At 45.6% G+C, this 16,006-nt stretch carries 17 protein-coding genes and 1 pseudogene; 4 read left to right on the forward strand and 14 right to left on the reverse strand.

All coding sequences use genetic code 11. From position 1 onward, the window contains the following. Positions 1–6 precede the first annotated feature (6 nt). The 3 genes and pseudogenes from ACJJJB_RS09830 to ACJJJB_RS09840 all read right to left on the reverse strand — a co-directional run bounded on the left by ACJJJB_RS09830 (position 7) and on the right by ACJJJB_RS09840 (position 2,600). Positions 7–1,233, reverse strand: a pseudogene (locus tag ACJJJB_RS09830) (IS256 family transposase). Between the two features lie 267 nt (positions 1,234–1,500). After that, a complete protein-coding gene (locus ACJJJB_RS09835; RefSeq protein WP_445366159.1) occupies positions 1,501–2,025 on the reverse strand; it encodes a hypothetical protein in 525 nt (174 codons plus the stop codon). Between the two features lie 74 nt (positions 2,026–2,099). Further along, the gene (locus tag ACJJJB_RS09840) at positions 2,100–2,600 is read right to left on the reverse strand and encodes a hypothetical protein (protein WP_445366160.1); all 501 of its coding nucleotides are present in this window, start codon (positions 2,598–2,600) and stop codon (positions 2,100–2,102) included. Between the two features lie 557 nt (positions 2,601–3,157). Between ACJJJB_RS09840 and ACJJJB_RS09845 the strand changes: the two genes are divergently transcribed. Both ACJJJB_RS09845 and ACJJJB_RS09850 read left to right on the forward strand, forming a co-directional pair. Beyond that, positions 3,158–3,511 carry a transposase gene (locus ACJJJB_RS09845; RefSeq protein WP_445365040.1) on the forward strand — a complete coding sequence of 118 codons (354 nt, stop codon included), beginning with the start codon at positions 3,158–3,160 and terminating at the stop codon, positions 3,509–3,511. After that, positions 3,463–4,350, forward strand: coding sequence for an IS3 family transposase (locus tag ACJJJB_RS09850; protein WP_445365039.1), 888 nt, complete (start codon positions 3,463–3,465; stop codon positions 4,348–4,350). The genes ACJJJB_RS09845 and ACJJJB_RS09850 overlap by 49 nt, the downstream gene beginning before the upstream one ends. 52 nt (positions 4,351–4,402) lie before the next feature. Here the strand turns inward: ACJJJB_RS09850 and ACJJJB_RS09855 are convergent, their stop codons facing one another. From ACJJJB_RS09855 to ACJJJB_RS09865, 3 genes are read right to left on the reverse strand one after another with little or no spacing between them, the layout of a single operon-like run. Continuing rightward, the gene (locus ACJJJB_RS09855) at positions 4,403–4,855 is read right to left on the reverse strand and encodes a hypothetical protein (RefSeq protein ID WP_445366161.1); all 453 of its coding nucleotides are present in this window, start codon (positions 4,853–4,855) and stop codon (positions 4,403–4,405) included. Then, a complete protein-coding gene (locus ACJJJB_RS09860; RefSeq protein WP_445366162.1) occupies positions 4,842–5,516 on the reverse strand; it encodes a response regulator in 675 nt (224 codons plus the stop codon). The genes ACJJJB_RS09855 and ACJJJB_RS09860 overlap by 14 nt, the downstream gene beginning before the upstream one ends. Beyond that, entirely contained in the window at positions 5,516–6,787 is a 1,272-nt protein-coding gene (locus ACJJJB_RS09865; RefSeq protein ID WP_445366163.1) for a sensor histidine kinase, read from the reverse strand. Before ACJJJB_RS09865 ends, ACJJJB_RS09860 begins: the two co-directional genes overlap by 1 nt. A gap of 76 nt (positions 6,788–6,863) precedes the next feature. Here ACJJJB_RS09865 and ACJJJB_RS09870 point away from each other — a divergent pair, with 76 nt between their 5' ends. Beyond that, positions 6,864–7,805, forward strand: coding sequence for a DUF2306 domain-containing protein (locus ACJJJB_RS09870; protein ID WP_445366164.1), 942 nt, complete (start codon positions 6,864–6,866; stop codon positions 7,803–7,805). Positions 7,806–8,162: 357 nt separating this feature from the next. Here the strand turns inward: ACJJJB_RS09870 and ACJJJB_RS09875 are convergent, their stop codons facing one another. From ACJJJB_RS09875 to ACJJJB_RS09885, 3 genes are all read right to left on the reverse strand, one after another. Beyond that, positions 8,163–8,927 (reverse strand): hypothetical protein, encoded by a 765-nt coding sequence (locus ACJJJB_RS09875; RefSeq protein ID WP_445366165.1) that lies wholly within the window; start codon positions 8,925–8,927, stop codon positions 8,163–8,165. 89 nt (positions 8,928–9,016) lie between these two features. Further along, positions 9,017–9,523: a GNAT family N-acetyltransferase gene (locus tag ACJJJB_RS09880; protein WP_445366166.1), complete on the reverse strand. Its 507-nt coding sequence runs from the start codon at positions 9,521–9,523 to the stop codon at positions 9,017–9,019. A gap of 257 nt (positions 9,524–9,780) precedes the next feature. Beyond that, positions 9,781–9,942, reverse strand: a complete 162-nt coding sequence (locus ACJJJB_RS09885) for a hypothetical protein (protein WP_445366167.1) — start codon at positions 9,940–9,942, stop codon at positions 9,781–9,783. Positions 9,943–10,401: 459 nt separating this feature from the next. Between ACJJJB_RS09885 and ACJJJB_RS09890 the strand changes: the two genes are divergently transcribed. Beyond that, complete coding sequence (locus ACJJJB_RS09890) at positions 10,402–11,079, forward strand: DoxX family protein (protein WP_445366168.1); 678 nt, start codon at positions 10,402–10,404, stop codon at positions 11,077–11,079. Positions 11,080–11,556: 477 nt separating this feature from the next. Here the strand turns inward: ACJJJB_RS09890 and ACJJJB_RS09895 are convergent, their stop codons facing one another. The 5 genes from ACJJJB_RS09895 to sthA all read right to left on the reverse strand — a co-directional run bounded on the left by ACJJJB_RS09895 (position 11,557) and on the right by sthA (position 15,998). Continuing rightward, positions 11,557–11,949: a VOC family protein gene (locus ACJJJB_RS09895; RefSeq protein ID WP_445366275.1), complete on the reverse strand. Its 393-nt coding sequence runs from the start codon at positions 11,947–11,949 to the stop codon at positions 11,557–11,559. Positions 11,950–12,934: 985 nt separating this feature from the next. Beyond that, positions 12,935–13,381 (reverse strand): GNAT family N-acetyltransferase, encoded by a 447-nt coding sequence (locus tag ACJJJB_RS09900; protein WP_445366169.1) that lies wholly within the window; start codon positions 13,379–13,381, stop codon positions 12,935–12,937. Between the two features lie 46 nt (positions 13,382–13,427). Continuing rightward, positions 13,428–14,063, reverse strand: a complete 636-nt coding sequence (locus ACJJJB_RS09905) for a LysE family translocator (RefSeq protein WP_353376388.1) — start codon at positions 14,061–14,063, stop codon at positions 13,428–13,430. A 76-nt stretch (positions 14,064–14,139) separates the two neighbouring features. Further along, on the reverse strand, positions 14,140–14,604 hold the full coding sequence (locus tag ACJJJB_RS09910) for a thioesterase family protein (protein ID WP_020413081.1): 465 nt from the start codon (positions 14,602–14,604) through the stop codon (positions 14,140–14,142). Continuing rightward, on the reverse strand, positions 14,601–15,998 hold the full coding sequence (gene sthA / locus ACJJJB_RS09915; protein ID WP_020413082.1) for a Si-specific NAD(P)(+) transhydrogenase: 1,398 nt from the start codon (positions 15,996–15,998) through the stop codon (positions 14,601–14,603). Before sthA ends, ACJJJB_RS09910 begins: the two co-directional genes overlap by 4 nt. Positions 15,999–16,006 lie beyond the last annotated feature (8 nt).

A 16,006-nucleotide genomic window follows, 5' to 3' on the forward strand; every position in this document is an offset into this window, starting at 1 on the left:
AGTTGGTTATTGGTAATCGGTGAGTCGCTCACCAAACTCGATCATAAACCTGTTTAAGGCTGGCTTCCAATTGCGGATTGGCATTGTCCATTTTTTCGAGGCGCCTTGCATAGCCAAGTACACCACCTTCATGGCTGATTCATCAGAAGGGAACACTTTACGTTGTTTCGTCGCTTTGCGAATCACGCTGTTGAGGGACTCTATTGCATTAGTCGTGTAGATCACTTTGCGGATCTCAGGTGGATACTCGAACAACGTGATTAGGTTAGCCCAGTGTGTAGCCCAGGATTTGCTGATCTGTGGGTAGATGTCATCCCAGCTTTCCGAAAAACGCTCTCGTGCTGCTTGTGCAGCCGGCTCTGTAGCAGCGGTATAAATTTCCTTTAGGCCGGCTGTAACCGCCTTATAGTCCTTCCAAGAAACATATTTCAGTGAGTTGCGTATCATATGCACGATACACAACTGAACCTTTGCATCTGGGTATTCTGCAGCAATCGCTTCGGGGAAGCCTTTCAGGCCGTCTACGCACACGATTAGAATATCTTCCAGGCCGCGATTCTTCAGTTCCGTGAGTACAGACAGCCAGAACTTGGCGCCCTCTGTTTCAGCAAGCCATAGGCCTAGTAGCTCTTTTTGCCCCTCCATATTAACGCCCAGAGCAACATACATCGCCTTGTTGATTACCCGCTTATTTTGGTGGATCTTCAGGACGATACAGTCTAAGTAGACAATGGGGTAGACCTGATCCAAAGAGCGATTCTGCCACTCTGTCACAGCACCAAGAACCTGCTCTGTAACCTTGGATACCAAGGTTGCTGAGACGTCGGCACCGTACATTTCTTTGAAGGTATCGACGATATCGCGGGTGCTCATGCCCTTTGCGTACAAGGAAAGTATCTGATCGTCCATCTGCGTAAGGCGGGTCTGGCCTTTGCGTATAAAGTGAGGCTCAAATGAACCGGCTCGATCACGGGGAACACTAATTTCGACCTCTCCATGCTGACCTTTTAGGCGTTTGGAGCTCGTGCCATTGCGGCTGTTACCAGAGCCACGTCCGGCGGCATCATTCTTGGGCTAGCCAAGGTGTTCATTCAGCTCTGCTCCCAGGGCAGCTTCTACCGTCATCTTTACCAGCTTTTGCGTAAGGCTGTTAAGATCGGCCTCAGATTTAACCTCCTTGGCTAATTCGGTCACCTGTGCTTTGAGTTGCTGTTCGAGGTTCTTATTATCCATTGCTCTGCTCATGTTATCCTCCAATACAGAGTACGGAGACAGGAGCAGTTACACAATTAAATTTACAGTCTCAATTGTGCCTATAGCTATATTTCTTCTAGATAGTTAGTTCAATTGGTTTCCCTAAACAAGGGAGGCTATAACTACCTTGGCATAACAGTTACCTTGAACTCTATCCATCCTTCTATACAATTACTCAGTGCTTCAATAGGGTGATTTGGCTATCCAATCCCAAGGAACGCTGTTTATGTACCTTGTAATATCTATTCATGGCAAAGCTCCCCTAAGCGCCAACCAATCTGTAAAAAATTCGTTTTCTATATCTATGTCTTTAAGCAGGGAGATGGGGCCTAGTAGGTTTTTAAAACTCCTTAATCTCGCGATATCTTCGCATGATTGCAACTCTCGCCAGTTCTCGGATATATCTGATGGGTCAGTGCTACAAAGTTTTGACTTAACAGCTAAAAATATATAGTCAAGGTCTAGTAGTCCGCCTCCTACGCCATAAATTTTTATAAGACGCACTCTTAGATTTAACTCCTGCACTAAAAATGAATTCATATTTGAGGAATTCTCACCTTGTAAGTGAGAAAGTATTTCGACGGCAGCTTCAGTATAACTAAGGTCTGTCGTTTCTGAGTCCCCTATTCCTGCATAAAGCATTTCATATAGATAGAGCCATTCATTGGTGCTCATATTGTGAGCGCAAACCCCTTCTAGTATGGATCGAACTAAGCTTAATGATTCATCTGGACTAACATTCTTTATTTGCTCTCCTAGTTCTCTGTTCATAGCTGGATTACTTATAATGCTAAGTAAAAAAATGAAGTACGCAGCACTTTGTCCCACATGCGCGCTTTGTTAGCTCATTCGCAAGCACCGGCTATATCTCCGATTTTTAGTGCCGCATTAATCCAAGGGGTGGCGTAACTACTATTTGTTCCACCCTCAAGGGTGATTGAGCCACTTATTCTATCGGAGTAATACTCCAATCGGTAGCTGGGGCCATCCATCACGATGATCTCTAACTCAGCAGGCTGTTTAATACCAGCAAAAATCTCTGATGTTTTAAATATTGCACGTTGTAAATCTCTGATGCCGGTTTCTATTTGAGGGCAATCTGAAATTTTGACAATGTGCTTATCGTGACCATCTTCAGGGACATGAGCTATATAGACCATACCATCATTAATATGGTAACCGTACTCAGAGCCCGGCGCATACCAAGGGCCTGTTAAAAAGGTGATGCCATCGAAGTAATCGAGGTTATCCCCGTATGCAGACTGCAATATATCCTCTTTCTTCTCTTGTGACGCGCAAGAAGACAAGAACGTTATCAGTAGTAATGTAAATACTCGAATATTCATAGAAAGCTAATAGTTAATTCAAAAGCAGCATCTATATATCACGCTTCTCTGTAACTCCAAAGCGTGTCAGCCCGGCGATACTAAAAGATGTAGAGGATCAAGAGTTTACCTTTAATTGATATACATATTCAAAGAAAGGTTTCGATAGCACCCTGAACGAGGATACGCTGGTCTTAACGTTAAGAATCAGACATCCAGATTTTGTTTCTGAAAAGTTTCTGTGGGAAGCTCTCGAACGAGCTTCAGTGAAAAATAGCAGCGAGCGCATCGGGAAAGTTTGGTTCGAGTCACTTTGTAATGGCCCTAACGTACAGTTGCTTCATATTGGAAGTTTTGAAGGTAAGAAAAATGATTTAGACGGGAGGAATTATTTTGCGAAGAAAACGACCTAGTCAGTGCCTCAAAGTTACACAGAGAAATCGATTTGTCTGACTTCAAAAAGAAGCTAGCAAGTTAATAACAACCTTGAGGTTTAAGATATCGGGTAGCTAGTGCAATCCCCGAGGAAACCTTCCCCCATTGAGTAGACGCCTACCTTTTGAATAGGGTAGGAGAAAATGCCGAAAATACTGAGTGAAGAGCGGGTTGTTGAATATTCAACAGAGTTCAAAGTTAGAGTGGTAGCTCTCACTAATCAACTGAAAGTAGATACGACCACTATCGCCAATATTATTGGTTTGCATCCAGTAATGGTGTATAGATGGCGACAGGAAAGTAGAGAAGGCAAGCTGGTCGAGAAGCCCAGCCGTAGAATAAGTATGACCAAGACAACGAAAACTCAGTCTCAAACTGATGACAAAGAGATAAGACGTCTAAAAAAGCAGGTTGAGAAATTGCAAAAGGAGAATGATTTCCTAAAAAAGTGGGAAATGTACCTGAAAGATCCAAAGCTGAAAGATTCTCGTTCATAGCTCTTAATCGATCGGACTTTGGTGTCAGGTACTTATGTAGATACTTGAATGTTTCACCCCAAGGGTTTTATAAGTGGCTCAACCGTGATGAGAGCACTCGAGACATAGAAAATAGACGAATTCTTGGGTGTATCGAAGCTATCTATGCGCAGCATGATGGTAATTATGGAAGTCCAAGAATTAGCGCAGAGCTGAAAGCTAATGGTGAACGAATAAATCACAAGCGCGTTGAACGCCTTATGAGAGAGGCTGGAATCGTGGGGAAAGCTGGAAGGATCTATCGTCGACACCCTTTGCCTGGAAATCCTTGCATTAAGGTTGAAAATTTACAAAGAGAGAATGGTATGCCGAGTAAACCAGACTCTCAATGGGCTGGTGATGTAACCTATCTGAAGATCAATGGGCAATGGCAATATTTAGCTGTGATTATCGATCTTTACTCCCGGAAAGTGTTGGGTTGGGAGCTGTCGGATACTCGATCCGTTGAGCTAACACTGTCAGCGCTAAATAAAGCTGTCCGTCGCAGAAATATAGAATCAGATCTAATATTTCACAGCGACCGAGGTTCTGAGTACGGTGCTTATGCATACCAAAACCGACTCAAAGAACTGGGTATTGAGCCGAGCATGAACCGTCCAGGATTTATGAATGATAATGTGTATGTAGAATCATTTTTTCAAACACTGAAAACTGAGAGTTTCAAAGGGTTTAATTTTGAATCCGTTGAGGAGCTAAGAACTAACTTATCTTGGTATCTTGATAGGTACTATAACTTTAAAAGAAGACATGGTTCACTTGGGTTCAAAAGCCCAGATGAATATGAAAGAATGGCCGCATAAGATGAATATAAGGTGGCGTCTACTTTAAGGGGGGAGGCTTCGAGCGTATACATTACTGCATGCCCTTCTCAACCGATGTTTCTGTTACCGCAGGCCAGACCAGTCCCGCCCTTGTTGCTACGAGCAGTAATACAAAAGACATCTCCAATGCGAGAAAAACGCCTATAGGGTGATTGGGCACGCCGCGTATCATCAGGTAGAACAAGTAGCACATAGCAAGCAGATTACCCGCAAGCGTAACGTTGAGGGCGTAGCCACGTACTTGCCAGAGTGGTTTGCAGAGCAGGAAGTTCAACACCGCTGTGCCGGCGAGCATCACGCCGGGCAGCATCAACAGCAAGCGACGGGATAAACCCATTCCGTCACTGGCTACCAGTGGCCAAACGGCAGTAAAGTGACCTTGAGCTCCGAGGGTGAGGAACAGCCCCAGAATTACTGCGCTGATGGCAGCAAGCCGATACAGTGCATTGCGCTGCAAAGCGCGTGTTGACCTAGAAACCGACATCGCGCTCCCCTACGGTGGCCAGGCCACATTCGTAAGCGAACACGACCGCCTGTGCACGATCGCGCAGCCCCAGTTTGGAGAGCAAGCTGGAAACGTGGGTTTTCACGGTGGCAGGGCCAATAAACAGGGCCTTCGCAATCTCGGCATTGCTCTTGCCAGCGGCGATGGCCTCCAGTACCTCACGCTCCCGAGTAGTGAGGCGCCCCAGGCGTTCTGACAGGTTGCGCCCTGCCCCCAATTTCTGTGCGAACTGGCTGATCAGGCGTTGAGTGATTCCCGGTGCAAGCATGGCACCGCCCTCTGCTACGGTGCGTACTGCCTGCACTAGCGCCTCTGGGGGAATATCCTTGAGCACAAAGCCACTGGCCCCTGCCCTCAGCGCACGAAACACATACTCATCGGGATCGAACGTAGTCAAAATAATGACACGGCAAGCTGTATCACTAGCTTCCAGGATGCGTGCCGTGGCTTCCAGCCCGTCCATCTCCGGCATGCGAATATCCATCAGGATGATATCCGGCTGATGCGCTCGTGCGGCTTCAACTGCCTCGACGCCGGTACCGGCCTCGGCGACCACCGCAATGTCGGGCTCGTTGTTCAAGATCAACGCAAAACCACACCGTACCAAAGCCTGGTCATCCGCCACCATCACTCGCAACATTATGTTTTCACCATTCCTGTGGGTAGTTGTGCATATACCTCAAAACCACCACCATCGACCGCGCCCGCATACAGATGGCCGCCGAGCAATTCCGCGCGCTCGCGCATGCCTGCAATGCCGTGCCCACCGCCAGGCTGCTCGTCAATAGTTGTTTCCACCATGGGCCGGTCGCCAGTGGTGTTGCCATCATCGGCTACACGAATCACTAGAGTCTCATGGTCTACGCGCAGGCTCACTTGAACCCTCGCAGCGGCTCCAACGTGCTTGATGACATTAGTGAGAGATTCCTGAACGATACGATAGGCGGTAAGAGCGACGCTGGTCGGTACATTTTCCAGCGTGCCGTGGGTTTCGTAGTCGACCTCGCTTAACACCTGCCGGACCTTTTCAATCAGAACCGGTAAATCATTGAGACCCGGTTGCGGCGTGAGCGCGGTGTCGCTACTGGCCGGGCGCAGTACGCCCAGTAAATGGCGCATTTCTGTCATGGCCTGACGGCCAGCAGCCTCCACCGAAGCCATGGCCTCACTGGCGGCTTGCGGGTTATTGCGGCTGATGGCCCTGGCGGCACCGGCTTGCACGGTCATAAGGCTCACCTGATGCGCCACCACATCATGCATCTCGCGAGCGATTCGTGTGCGCTCGGCCGCTACCGCACGCTCAGATTCGGCATTGCGTTCGCGCTCCAAATACTCAGCTCTCTCTTCCAGTAAGCGGAGATATTCGCCGCGAAAACGCAGCCGGCGACCGATATACCACAACGCCCATACCAGCATCACCGTTACTGTGCCTGCCGCGGTTGGTTGAACCGGAATACCCTGATCAATCGCCACAAAAACCAGCGTTGCGATGACTCCGATAAAACTGGCCCGGGTGTTGGCCTCGTAGCGGCCAAGGCTATACAGCGAAACCGCCATGGCAACGATGCCATCCGCCGGTAAACCCAGTTCCAGCAATATTGTTGCGCCGAGAATAACGGCCTGTACCTGCCAGGGGTGTGTGCGACGCCACAACAGAGCGAAGGAGCCAATGAACGCACACTGGAAAGCAATAACATCCCCCAGATTTTGCATGGCCAGCACTTCCCGCGCCTCGTCGCGCGACCACATCAGTAGCGTCAGCAAAAACATGAGCAAGGCGATGAGCAGATCAGTCAGGTGCGGCCAGCGTTCGAATGGCCCGCGGAAGGGCTGCCACACCGGAAGCTTGGGTAGTTCCGAGCTGGTGTTGAGCGGATTCGACGCAGGTGTATTTAGGGACGAGGATTTCATTTCCGCATGCTAAACCAGGCGCAACCAGCTGTCATGGGGCTTTCGAGGGAGGCGGGAGCAGTCGCATCTCCACCTTTTGGGGGAGGTCAGATTCCTGCCTGTGGCCGATGTGCGTGTGCCTGAAAAAACCGAACATGCTCGGCAGGCACATTCAGCCCAAGCACGCACCATAAACGCCTGGAGAAACCCCATGAACGACGCTGTACTCAGCCAAACACTGCCGCGATCATTCGACACCCGGCGGGCCGTTTACCTGTCGGTAAAAACCTGGTTCTGCATCGCGGCCATCGGCCATGCGATCTTCTTTGCCTATATCCTGGCCGTCTTCTACCCACCCATTGCCGAATCGGGGGTGCACGGCTTGAAAGGACTGCACCTTCCGGCAGGCTTCCGCGAGGGAGATACACTGGGTAATCTCGCTTCGGTGAGTCACGTGCTATTGGCCGCAATTGTAATCGGCGGTGGGCCCCTGCAGCTGATCCCTTCGGTGCGACGGCATGCCCCCAACTTCCATCGCTGGTTGGGACGCAGCTATCTGCTGACAGCCGTCATCGCCAGTATTGCGGGGCTCTACATGACCTGGACGCGGCACACTATTGGTAATCTGGTATCACAGATCAGCATCACCATGGACGGCATACTAATTTTGGTGTTTGCCTTTCTGGCGGTGCGTACCGCGATGGCCAGGCGCTTTGCTGAGCACCGTCGCTGGGCCTTGCGCCTATTTATGGCTGCCAGTGCGGTGTGGTTCTTCCGCGTGGCCTTGATGGGCTGGGCAATGCTGACAGGCGGCTGGGGGGTCGACTGGAAATCTTTTACCGGGCCATTCCTGTATGCACTGGGCTTCGGTCAATACCTGCTCCCGCTGGCCATGCTGGAATGGTATTTTCACTGTCAAAAGCGTGGAACCGCACAGGGAACCCAGATTGCTTTTGTCAATACCCTGATACCTTTGACTGTGTTTATGGCCATTGGTATTTTTGCCGCTACGATGGGAATGTGGTTGCCACGGATCTAAGGTTACATAGCCAAATTATCGTGAATGAAGCTCTTCCGTTAGTTTGGCTGTAGAAGTCCAGGGTTTGTGAATCTAGCTGTTGCAGAGATACTCAAGCTACTGACTGCACTGCGAGAGCTAAACAAAACACTATGAGCCAGCTAACTAAATGGAAGTAGAGACTTACTACTAAAAACTCGCGGAGATCTCCTTATCATCCACAGTATAAGAAAGCAGCTTCAACCACCTTGTACGACAGCAAAAAAAACTGTAAGGATTGGTAGCTTAAAAGCTTGAAAAGGTAGCAACGTCAATTTTTATACTAGTTCAGATAGAGTTTTATGATGAATATTAATCAAACTATGCTATGAGACATAGTTAACTAGCAGCTATCAAATTATCCCAATAATCTGCGCTGTTATCTGTCCAAAAGAAGCGATCTGGATTCGATTGGCTTCGTGCATATGTATAATCTTTAACCACTCTTTTATTAAATAAGAGTTTTACTGACTTTAATTCATTATGTATCCTATAATCAGCCGAATCTGGACTTGAGCATAATTTGTTATAAAATATAGACTCAAAGACTTCTAAGTCTCCATCAATAATTTTAATTTCGGAGCTATCTGACTCACCAATGATTGAGGTTTGATCAACCTCCTCAACACCATTCTCATTCCACAATCTTATATAGTTACTCGCTTTAAAAGTGGAGGAGATATCACACAACAACGTATTCTCAGAGGTTAGTAAACTATCATTACACCTTTCACCAAGTAATTTCTTAATAAAACCATGTAACTTATATATATTTCCGTTAATTAATATTTGGTTTGCAGTATATACGGCAGGCTCGTAGCTATCTTGGACATTAAGGTGAGCAAAGCAATCATGAAAACCACCTTCGTCTGACGTCAATAGCCAAACATCATTATAGCTGAGTATCTTATCCAAATTAGGAGGGTCAAAAGGTCGCTGTGAACAAAATACAAAATCAGTAAAGCTTCTGCCGGTACAGACGGAGTATAAAACTTTCCCGTAGCTAAAATGGTTAATTTCAAATAAAAGCATCTCAATTAAAGATTTGCTTATCTCATTGTTTTTTGGGGAAACACGTATCCGATTTGTAATAACATTTGTCAACTTAAAGCCTCCTTGTCAAGCTGATATAAAACGACTAAAAAAACGGCAAGGCTTAACAAGGCTAAGTAGCCAATCAACGTGACCGATTCTTAACCTTGTACCGAGAATGCCTCGTGGTACGCAACCTCTCCCTGCGGAAAACTGCTACCAAATGACAGTGCCAGGAAGTACTCAGCTGGAACCCCTGGCAAAACCAATCCATCGATCACCTTGAAGCCAAAGCGCCCATAGTAATTAGGGTCCCCAAGTACTACACAACCCTCTGCCCCCTTTTCTTTAAGGTCTGCAAGAACTTTCTCCATAAGTTTCGAGCCAACTCCCCTTTCTTGATACTCTGGCAATACCGAGATCGGCCCAAGTCCAAACCAGTTGGTCGAGCTATCAGAAATGTTTACTGGTGAAATGGCAACGTGACCTACAATTTCTCCATCTGACTCAGCCACCAGAGATAAAGATAATGCACCTGCCTTGCGAAGACCCTCCACAATAAGCTGCTCAGTGTGATCAGTATGTGGAGCATCCTGAAATGCTAAGGCTGTAACTCGGTGGATTGTCTCAGCATCTCCACCACTTTCATTACGAATTTTAATATTCAATTTATAATATCTTAAAGAGGTTAACAGTTAATTCAAAAATAGCTGTTCTATATTATGCATCTTTACATTTACAAAATGTATCATACCTACTATACAAAGAACACAACCCTGGCCCCAACCTTACCTTCCGGCTTTAAGCCACTTTCCAAGCGAACTCATCAAGGAATGCCCACCGCAGTTTGAGCCCGGTAGAAAAGAAATAGACTGGTCAAAAATAACGAAACGGTAAAGAATAACAATCGGGGATAATATTTTGGTTACAGAAGAGGAGGCAAAAGCGGCAAACCTTTAAAGAAGAAAGAGTAAGATTTTTGCTCTTGTTTTTGTCCGAGTTCCTTATAAATTCTTGAATTAAGCCAGGCGGAATTATTCATTTGTATATTTCTCCCCATTAAAATCTCTCTCCTTGATATAGCCACTCACTGCCTCCTGTTCCTTATCGATTATTTTGTTCACCACGATTGCAAAAGGGCTACAGGATATTCTGATCCATCTCCACACTTGACCATAAGTGAGTTCCGGCAAAAATCAGAAATAGTGTAAAGCTTCCATTGGATAATGAGCTCTGCGGGCCTCCCAACCACAAACACGTCATATGGCGCGAAAAAGGTCAATCATCGATTTGATTTGCCCTGACATTTGAATAGGCTAAGATGGTGGAAGCATTGCGGATTGTATTGCATTTGTCGTGTTTTTTAATATCTCTCTAGCTTTCGCCCCCAAAAGTGAGTGCGCAGTCAAGATAGGTCACTGGCATTTAGAATATGCCCAATCATGCCGATTCGATGTATAACGAATAAGGCAATTTGCGTCTGCGCCAGCTATTTTACCTGTGCTTAATACCTAAATAAAAATAATTTATTTACGACGCAATATTAATGACTGGGCTGGTTACTTGCTTGCAGACAGCTCCCAGAAAAAAGACGTTAAAATATACACACCTACAGGTGGAAATAAAAATATCCCAACATTTGGTACCGACTGCAAGGAAGACTTTAAAAGCATACGAAGCATTTAAAATTAAACTGACAGTTAGAATACAGCTATATAAGAAGGCGCTTATGTTTACACAAAATTCTCCACTGACGAAGAAAATACTTGTTGGTGCTCATAATTGGGAATGGATACCTATCTTGGTAGCACGTGTGTCATTGGGGTTATTCTTCTCAGTATCTGGGTATAACAAGCTATTTGTACCTGAGAGACATGCAGACCTAATAAATTTAATGAAAGAAATAGGAGTGCCCTTTCATGAGCTTATGGCTATATTTTTAGCTTCTGTAGAATTTTTTGGTGGCTTACTATTAATAGCAGGGCTTTTTTCTACAATTGTTGCGATTATACTAATTATCGTAATGATTGTTGCTATCACCACTGTTGAAATTGAGCATGTCATCCCCAAAGGCATAGGGCCATTGGATTGGCTAAGCTGGTTTATTTACCTACCCCAAGTTTTATATATTATTTTATTTGTATGGTTAATAACTACAGGTCCCGGTCGATTTAGCTTAGATTACCTAATCGCTGATAAGCTAGGCATTAATAACCACAATTAAAGAAGTTGGACTGCTGTCATAGTTAGTACAGTTATTTCTTCAATCTTAATCCGAATCTGGCAACCCTATTGAAAACATATACCCCTAGACACTTACAAAACAGAAGTACAATTCATCTAGACTAACAGTTAAAAAAAATACTTAGAAAAATTGAAAACCAGCTAGCCAAATTTACATCCTTTAATATGAAATTCGAGTACCCTGAATAAATTGAAGAGACCCCCAAGCTTTAAAAGCCTATTGCCCACCTTCCCCATTAAAAGCCCGCCACCTACTCCGCCACCAGGCACCAGGCACCAGGCACCAGGCACCAGGCACCAGGCATCGTTCACAATGCTTCCCGGTCGGGAAACACCCCGAATTGATTTTCAGTAAAGATAAATAGGTTGAATTTGATTAGACTGCAAGATGCATCAAGCCTGGATTGTCGAACTAACTTGCTAAGTAATACACAGCTATAGCTATTAGCTGTCTTTTTTATTTATTGTTACCAGCCACAGTGCCTGAAAAATTATTGTAGTATTTAAACTCAAGTAAATTGCCCGCCGGATCTTTAACCACAAATTTACCAACCTCACTTTCAGAATCCTCACCTCTCACTAGTGGTTCCAGTACAAATGGGATCGAATGGTCTTTGAGTAAAGCTAATATTTCACTCCACTGTTTTTTCTCTAGTAATGGGCCAAAGTGATCTATAGGCTTGGCTACCATTCCATCCTTTTCTTGATGTATAGTAATTTGATGCCCATAGAATACTATATCAATCCATTCTCCTGTATCTCGGCCTACAGCACAGCCAAGTAGGTTTACGTAGAACTCCCTTGCCTTTTCTAGGTTTGGAACAACGAACGATAGATGAAACGGCTTGATATCTAGCTCTCCTTCCTCAAAAGTATAATCGCGGTAACCATGGACTACCCACTAGTAAAAGTATAAACCACCAAGACTATTGGCTGAAGAGGAGAGTTAAACAAAACACCAAGAGCCAGCTAGCCAAATTGGTACGACATAAAAGAGTAAAGTATATTCAACACCCCAGAACAACTCCTCAATCATCAGAAGCCTAGCTCCCACCTTTCCCTACTCTGAATCCACTGCCCTTGCGCTGACCAAACTGCGACTACAAGCATCACTTACCAAGATATCCCCACTTACTTAATACGGCTTCCGCTGCCTGGTTCAGCCTTAATATTGAAAACTTCGGCACAAACGCTGCCCGAGGAAAGTAGCAACCAAATATATAATAGAATTTTTTCATCGCCCACTCCAAACTAAAAATTAGCTCCTATTGTGTTGAAATTGGGCCGGATGAATATGTTCGATATTACCAGATTGTAGTTAAGATTCGTAATTAGAGTGCAGGAATAGCGCCATGAAATGCCAAGCCTTGAGAAACTTAAAGGACTGTGTCACTAATAGCCAGGCATGAATACATTTAAGTGGCGAAAGTAGACTATGAGTGAGCGGAGCCAAAAGTTAATACACTCCGGAAACACACGCAAGATCAATAACAAGTAAAATTATTGTGCTTGCCACTTAAATCAAACCCAACTTTAGCTGCTCAGTGGGATCGTGAAAAATATTGAAAGCAATTTTTTAGCTAGATATGCTTTACCATTAACCCAAAAACAGAATCTTCAATTGATATTAACCCATAGTCTTAAAATGAAGTAAAACCTGAAAAAATATATCAACCCTACAAAGACCTAAGGGCAATGCTACATTTACTTATCTCGCCATTCTTCCCTAGCTTAATATTAAAAACAAATTCAGCCCAAACAATGGATCGGACGCCCATTAAGAACTCATTATTTTTGGTGCACATTACATATGTGATTAAAGAAGCAATAGACCTTTAACAAGGTACTCTGTAGTACACATTGTCATGATCGATTTCGAAGCCTAAGGAGTGATATAACCGCCTCGCACGGTTATTTCCTATCTCTGTTTTAAGCTCAATACGAATGGCTTTTGTTTCCTTTGCAAAATTTATCGCAGTCTGAATGAGTTGCTTAGACACTCCTCTTCCTCTAAAGCGGCTTGATACTCCTAAATCATTAAGAATCCACAAGCGCGAGAGTGCAAGGGAAGAATAGCTTGGATAGAGATTTACAAAACCCATTATCCCTGCAGTCTTCAAATCTACGGCGATAAAAAGAGCGGAGGCTTTGCTAGATAACAATTTACCTAGAAATTTCTCTGTTCTCACCAAATCCGATGTGTAGCCACAAAACACTCTATATTCGTCAAAAATGGAAGCCAAATCTGATACGTAGCTTTCATCGCACTGAATAATTTTCAAAGCTTATTCCCTGTTAGAAACTCATATACCCAAAGTAAAGTATTTCTCAAGCATCCTGACGAACAACCAAGCCACCAAAACCTATGAGCAAACTCCCACTTAAGCGTAAAATCCAGCGTTGAAACTTGCCTCTGACTGAGGACTGCTTCCATTTAGACAGCACCAAAGCCATTCCTAAAAACCATAGAAATATAATAGAGGCATGAACAGAAACCAGCAGGAATGCCTGATAATAACTTGTTGTTTCCACCTGGATAAACTGGGGGAAAGCTGCAAGATAAAACATTGATACTTTGGGATTGAGGATCTGGGTTAAAAAGCCTTCAACAAAATTTATATGGGAGGCTTGTTGAGCTGCTCCTAGCTTTGGTCTATTTGTAAGACTGTGCTTCGACCCCTTCGAGAAAGTAGAGACAATTGTCTTTACACCCAAATAAACTAGGTATGCTGCACCGAGGTATTTTATTACAGTATAAAGCTCAGCTGACTGCACAATAATCGCCGACAAGCCGAGAATGGAAATAGCTCCGTGAGCGAAGGTGGCTGAGACCAGTCCAAGAATATTATCCAGGCCCGGCCTTAACCCCTGGCCTGTTACAGTCTTGAGTATGAGGACGCTATTTGGCCCCGGAGATATAACCAATAAAAGCGATATAACGGCAAAAGCGAGCATCTCACTCATGGTACAAGGCGTCCTTTAAAAGAATAAGTGGCTAGACAGCTTGGTTGACCAAACCTATCTCTGGCTCAGCCGCCATTCAATATAAAAAGGTTGCTGTGCCAGTAGCAATCAACTCTTCCTTATCATTACTTAGCTCCATACGTGCAACTACCAGCTTGTTGCCAGTACGTAGGATAGAACCTTCACAGAGGAAGTGCTCTCCCCTGCCTGGTTTTAGGTAGTCCACACGCATATCCACGGTACCGAGCTTAGATAAGCGATCAGCTTTTTCCTTCCAATGTACGTCACCCATACGCTGGTAAGCGGCTACCATAGCAGTAAGACCACCGACGGTATCCAGGGCGGTGGCGATTACGCCACCGTGAAGAATTTTTTTCCAGACATTGCCAATCAGTTCCGGGCGCAGATCAAACCCCGCTGAAAGTGTGAGTGCCTCCAGGTCCAGGGAGCGCATTTCAAGTCCGATTTGTTGGTTAAAAGGAATCTTTTCAAAGAACCCTTTCACCAGTTCCTGAAACTCATGTGGTGAGGGCTCTGTCATAGTCGTGCAACCCGATTAAGCCCATCCAATGCAGCACTGCGGTACGCTTCTGCCATGGTGGGGTAGTTAAAGGTGGTGTTTACGAAATAATCAATCGTATTATGCGGTGAAGGCTGCTTCATTATGGCCTGGCCAATATGCACAATTTCTGCAGCCTCAGCACCAAAGCAGTGAATACCCAGAATTTCATGGGTTTCAATATGGAACAGGATTTTGAGCATACCCACCCGCTCACCGGAGATCTGCGCACGTGCTGTGTGCTTGAAGAGAGCACGGCCGACTTCATAGGGTACTTTAGCAGCAGTCAGCTCAGATTCCGTTTTACCGACCGAGGAAATTTCTGGAAGCGTGTAAATACCTGTAGGTGCATCTTCGATTACACGGTGACCACGCCCTGCAATGGCAGCCGCCACAGCCCGCCCCTGGTCATATGAAGCACTAGCGAGGCTCGGCCAGCCAATCACATCCCCTACCGCGTAAATATTTTCCACTTCTGTACAGTAATGGTCATCAACACTTAGCTGGCCGCGGTGATTGGCTTCTAGGCCAACATTTTCCAGGCCCAAGGAGTTGGTATTACCAGTACGGCCGTTACACCAAAGCAATGCGTCAGCGTGGATACGCTTACCGGATTGCATCTCCATAATTACGCCCTGCTCGTTGGGCAGTACTTGTGCATACTCTTCCTGATGGCGAACGGTTACGCCCATATCTCGCAAGTGGTAGCTCAATGCATCTGAGATTTCATCATCCAGAAATTCCAGCAAACTGCTGCGGGTATTAATCAGGTCCACCTTTACACCCAAGCCGGCAAAAATTGAGGCGTATTCACAGCCAATCACTCCCGCACCATAAATCATGATGGAATGCGGGGTATGCTGCATATCCAAAATCATATCGCTATCGTAGACGCGCTCGTGACCAAAATTCACATCTGCCGGGCGATACGGACGGGAGCCAGTAGCAATAATAAATTTCTTTGCGGTAACAATTTCTGTGGCACCATCCGGCAGCTGCACTTCCACACTGTTAGCATCGCGGAATTTGGCTTCACCAACAATCAACTCAACACGATTACGCGCATAAAAAGAAGTGTGCATTTCCACTTGGTAGGAAATGACCTTGTTGACCGTTTGCATCACCTGCGGGAAAGTAAGGCGACGAGGCTCACCCAGTGCGCGAAACACGCTTTGAGTGTTGTAACGCATCAGCTGTTTGACCGAATGGCGCAAGGCCTTGGAAGGAATAGTGCCCTTATGAGTACAGTTGCCACCTACTACTTGGCGCTTTTCAATAACTGCTGCGCGCATGCCCTTCTTAGCGGCACTCATCGCGGCGGCCTCACCTGCAGGGCCCGAACCAATTACAACCAGATCAAACTTTTGCTCTGCCATCAAATGCT

This window comes from Microbulbifer variabilis (assembly GCF_052468405.1).

Bases quoted from the DNA above. Each gene is read 5' to 3' on its own strand.
- ACJJJB_RS09835 (WP_445366159.1), bottom strand. From the start codon at position 2,025: ATGAACAGAGAACTAGGAGAGCAAATAAAGAATGTTAGTCCAGATGAA.
- ACJJJB_RS09840 (WP_445366160.1), bottom strand. From the start codon at position 2,600: ATGAATATTCGAGTATTTACATTACTACTGATAACGTTCTTGTCTTCT.
- ACJJJB_RS09845 (WP_445365040.1), top strand. From the start codon at position 3,158: ATGCCGAAAATACTGAGTGAAGAGCGGGTTGTTGAATATTCAACAGAG.
- ACJJJB_RS09855 (WP_445366161.1), bottom strand. From the start codon at position 4,855: ATGTCGGTTTCTAGGTCAACACGCGCTTTGCAGCGCAATGCACTGTAT.
- ACJJJB_RS09860 (WP_445366162.1), bottom strand. From the start codon at position 5,516: ATGTTGCGAGTGATGGTGGCGGATGACCAGGCTTTGGTACGGTGTGGT.
- ACJJJB_RS09865 (WP_445366163.1), bottom strand. From the start codon at position 6,787: ATGAAATCCTCGTCCCTAAATACACCTGCGTCGAATCCGCTCAACACC.
- ACJJJB_RS09890 (WP_445366168.1), top strand. From the start codon at position 10,402: ATGACTGGGCTGGTTACTTGCTTGCAGACAGCTCCCAGAAAAAAGACG.
- ACJJJB_RS09905 (WP_353376388.1), bottom strand. From the start codon at position 14,063: ATGAGTGAGATGCTCGCTTTTGCCGTTATATCGCTTTTATTGGTTATA.
- ACJJJB_RS09910 (WP_020413081.1), bottom strand. From the start codon at position 14,604: ATGACAGAGCCCTCACCACATGAGTTTCAGGAACTGGTGAAAGGGTTC.
- sthA (WP_020413082.1), bottom strand. From the start codon at position 15,998: ATGGCAGAGCAAAAGTTTGATCTGGTTGTAATTGGTTCGGGCCCTGCA.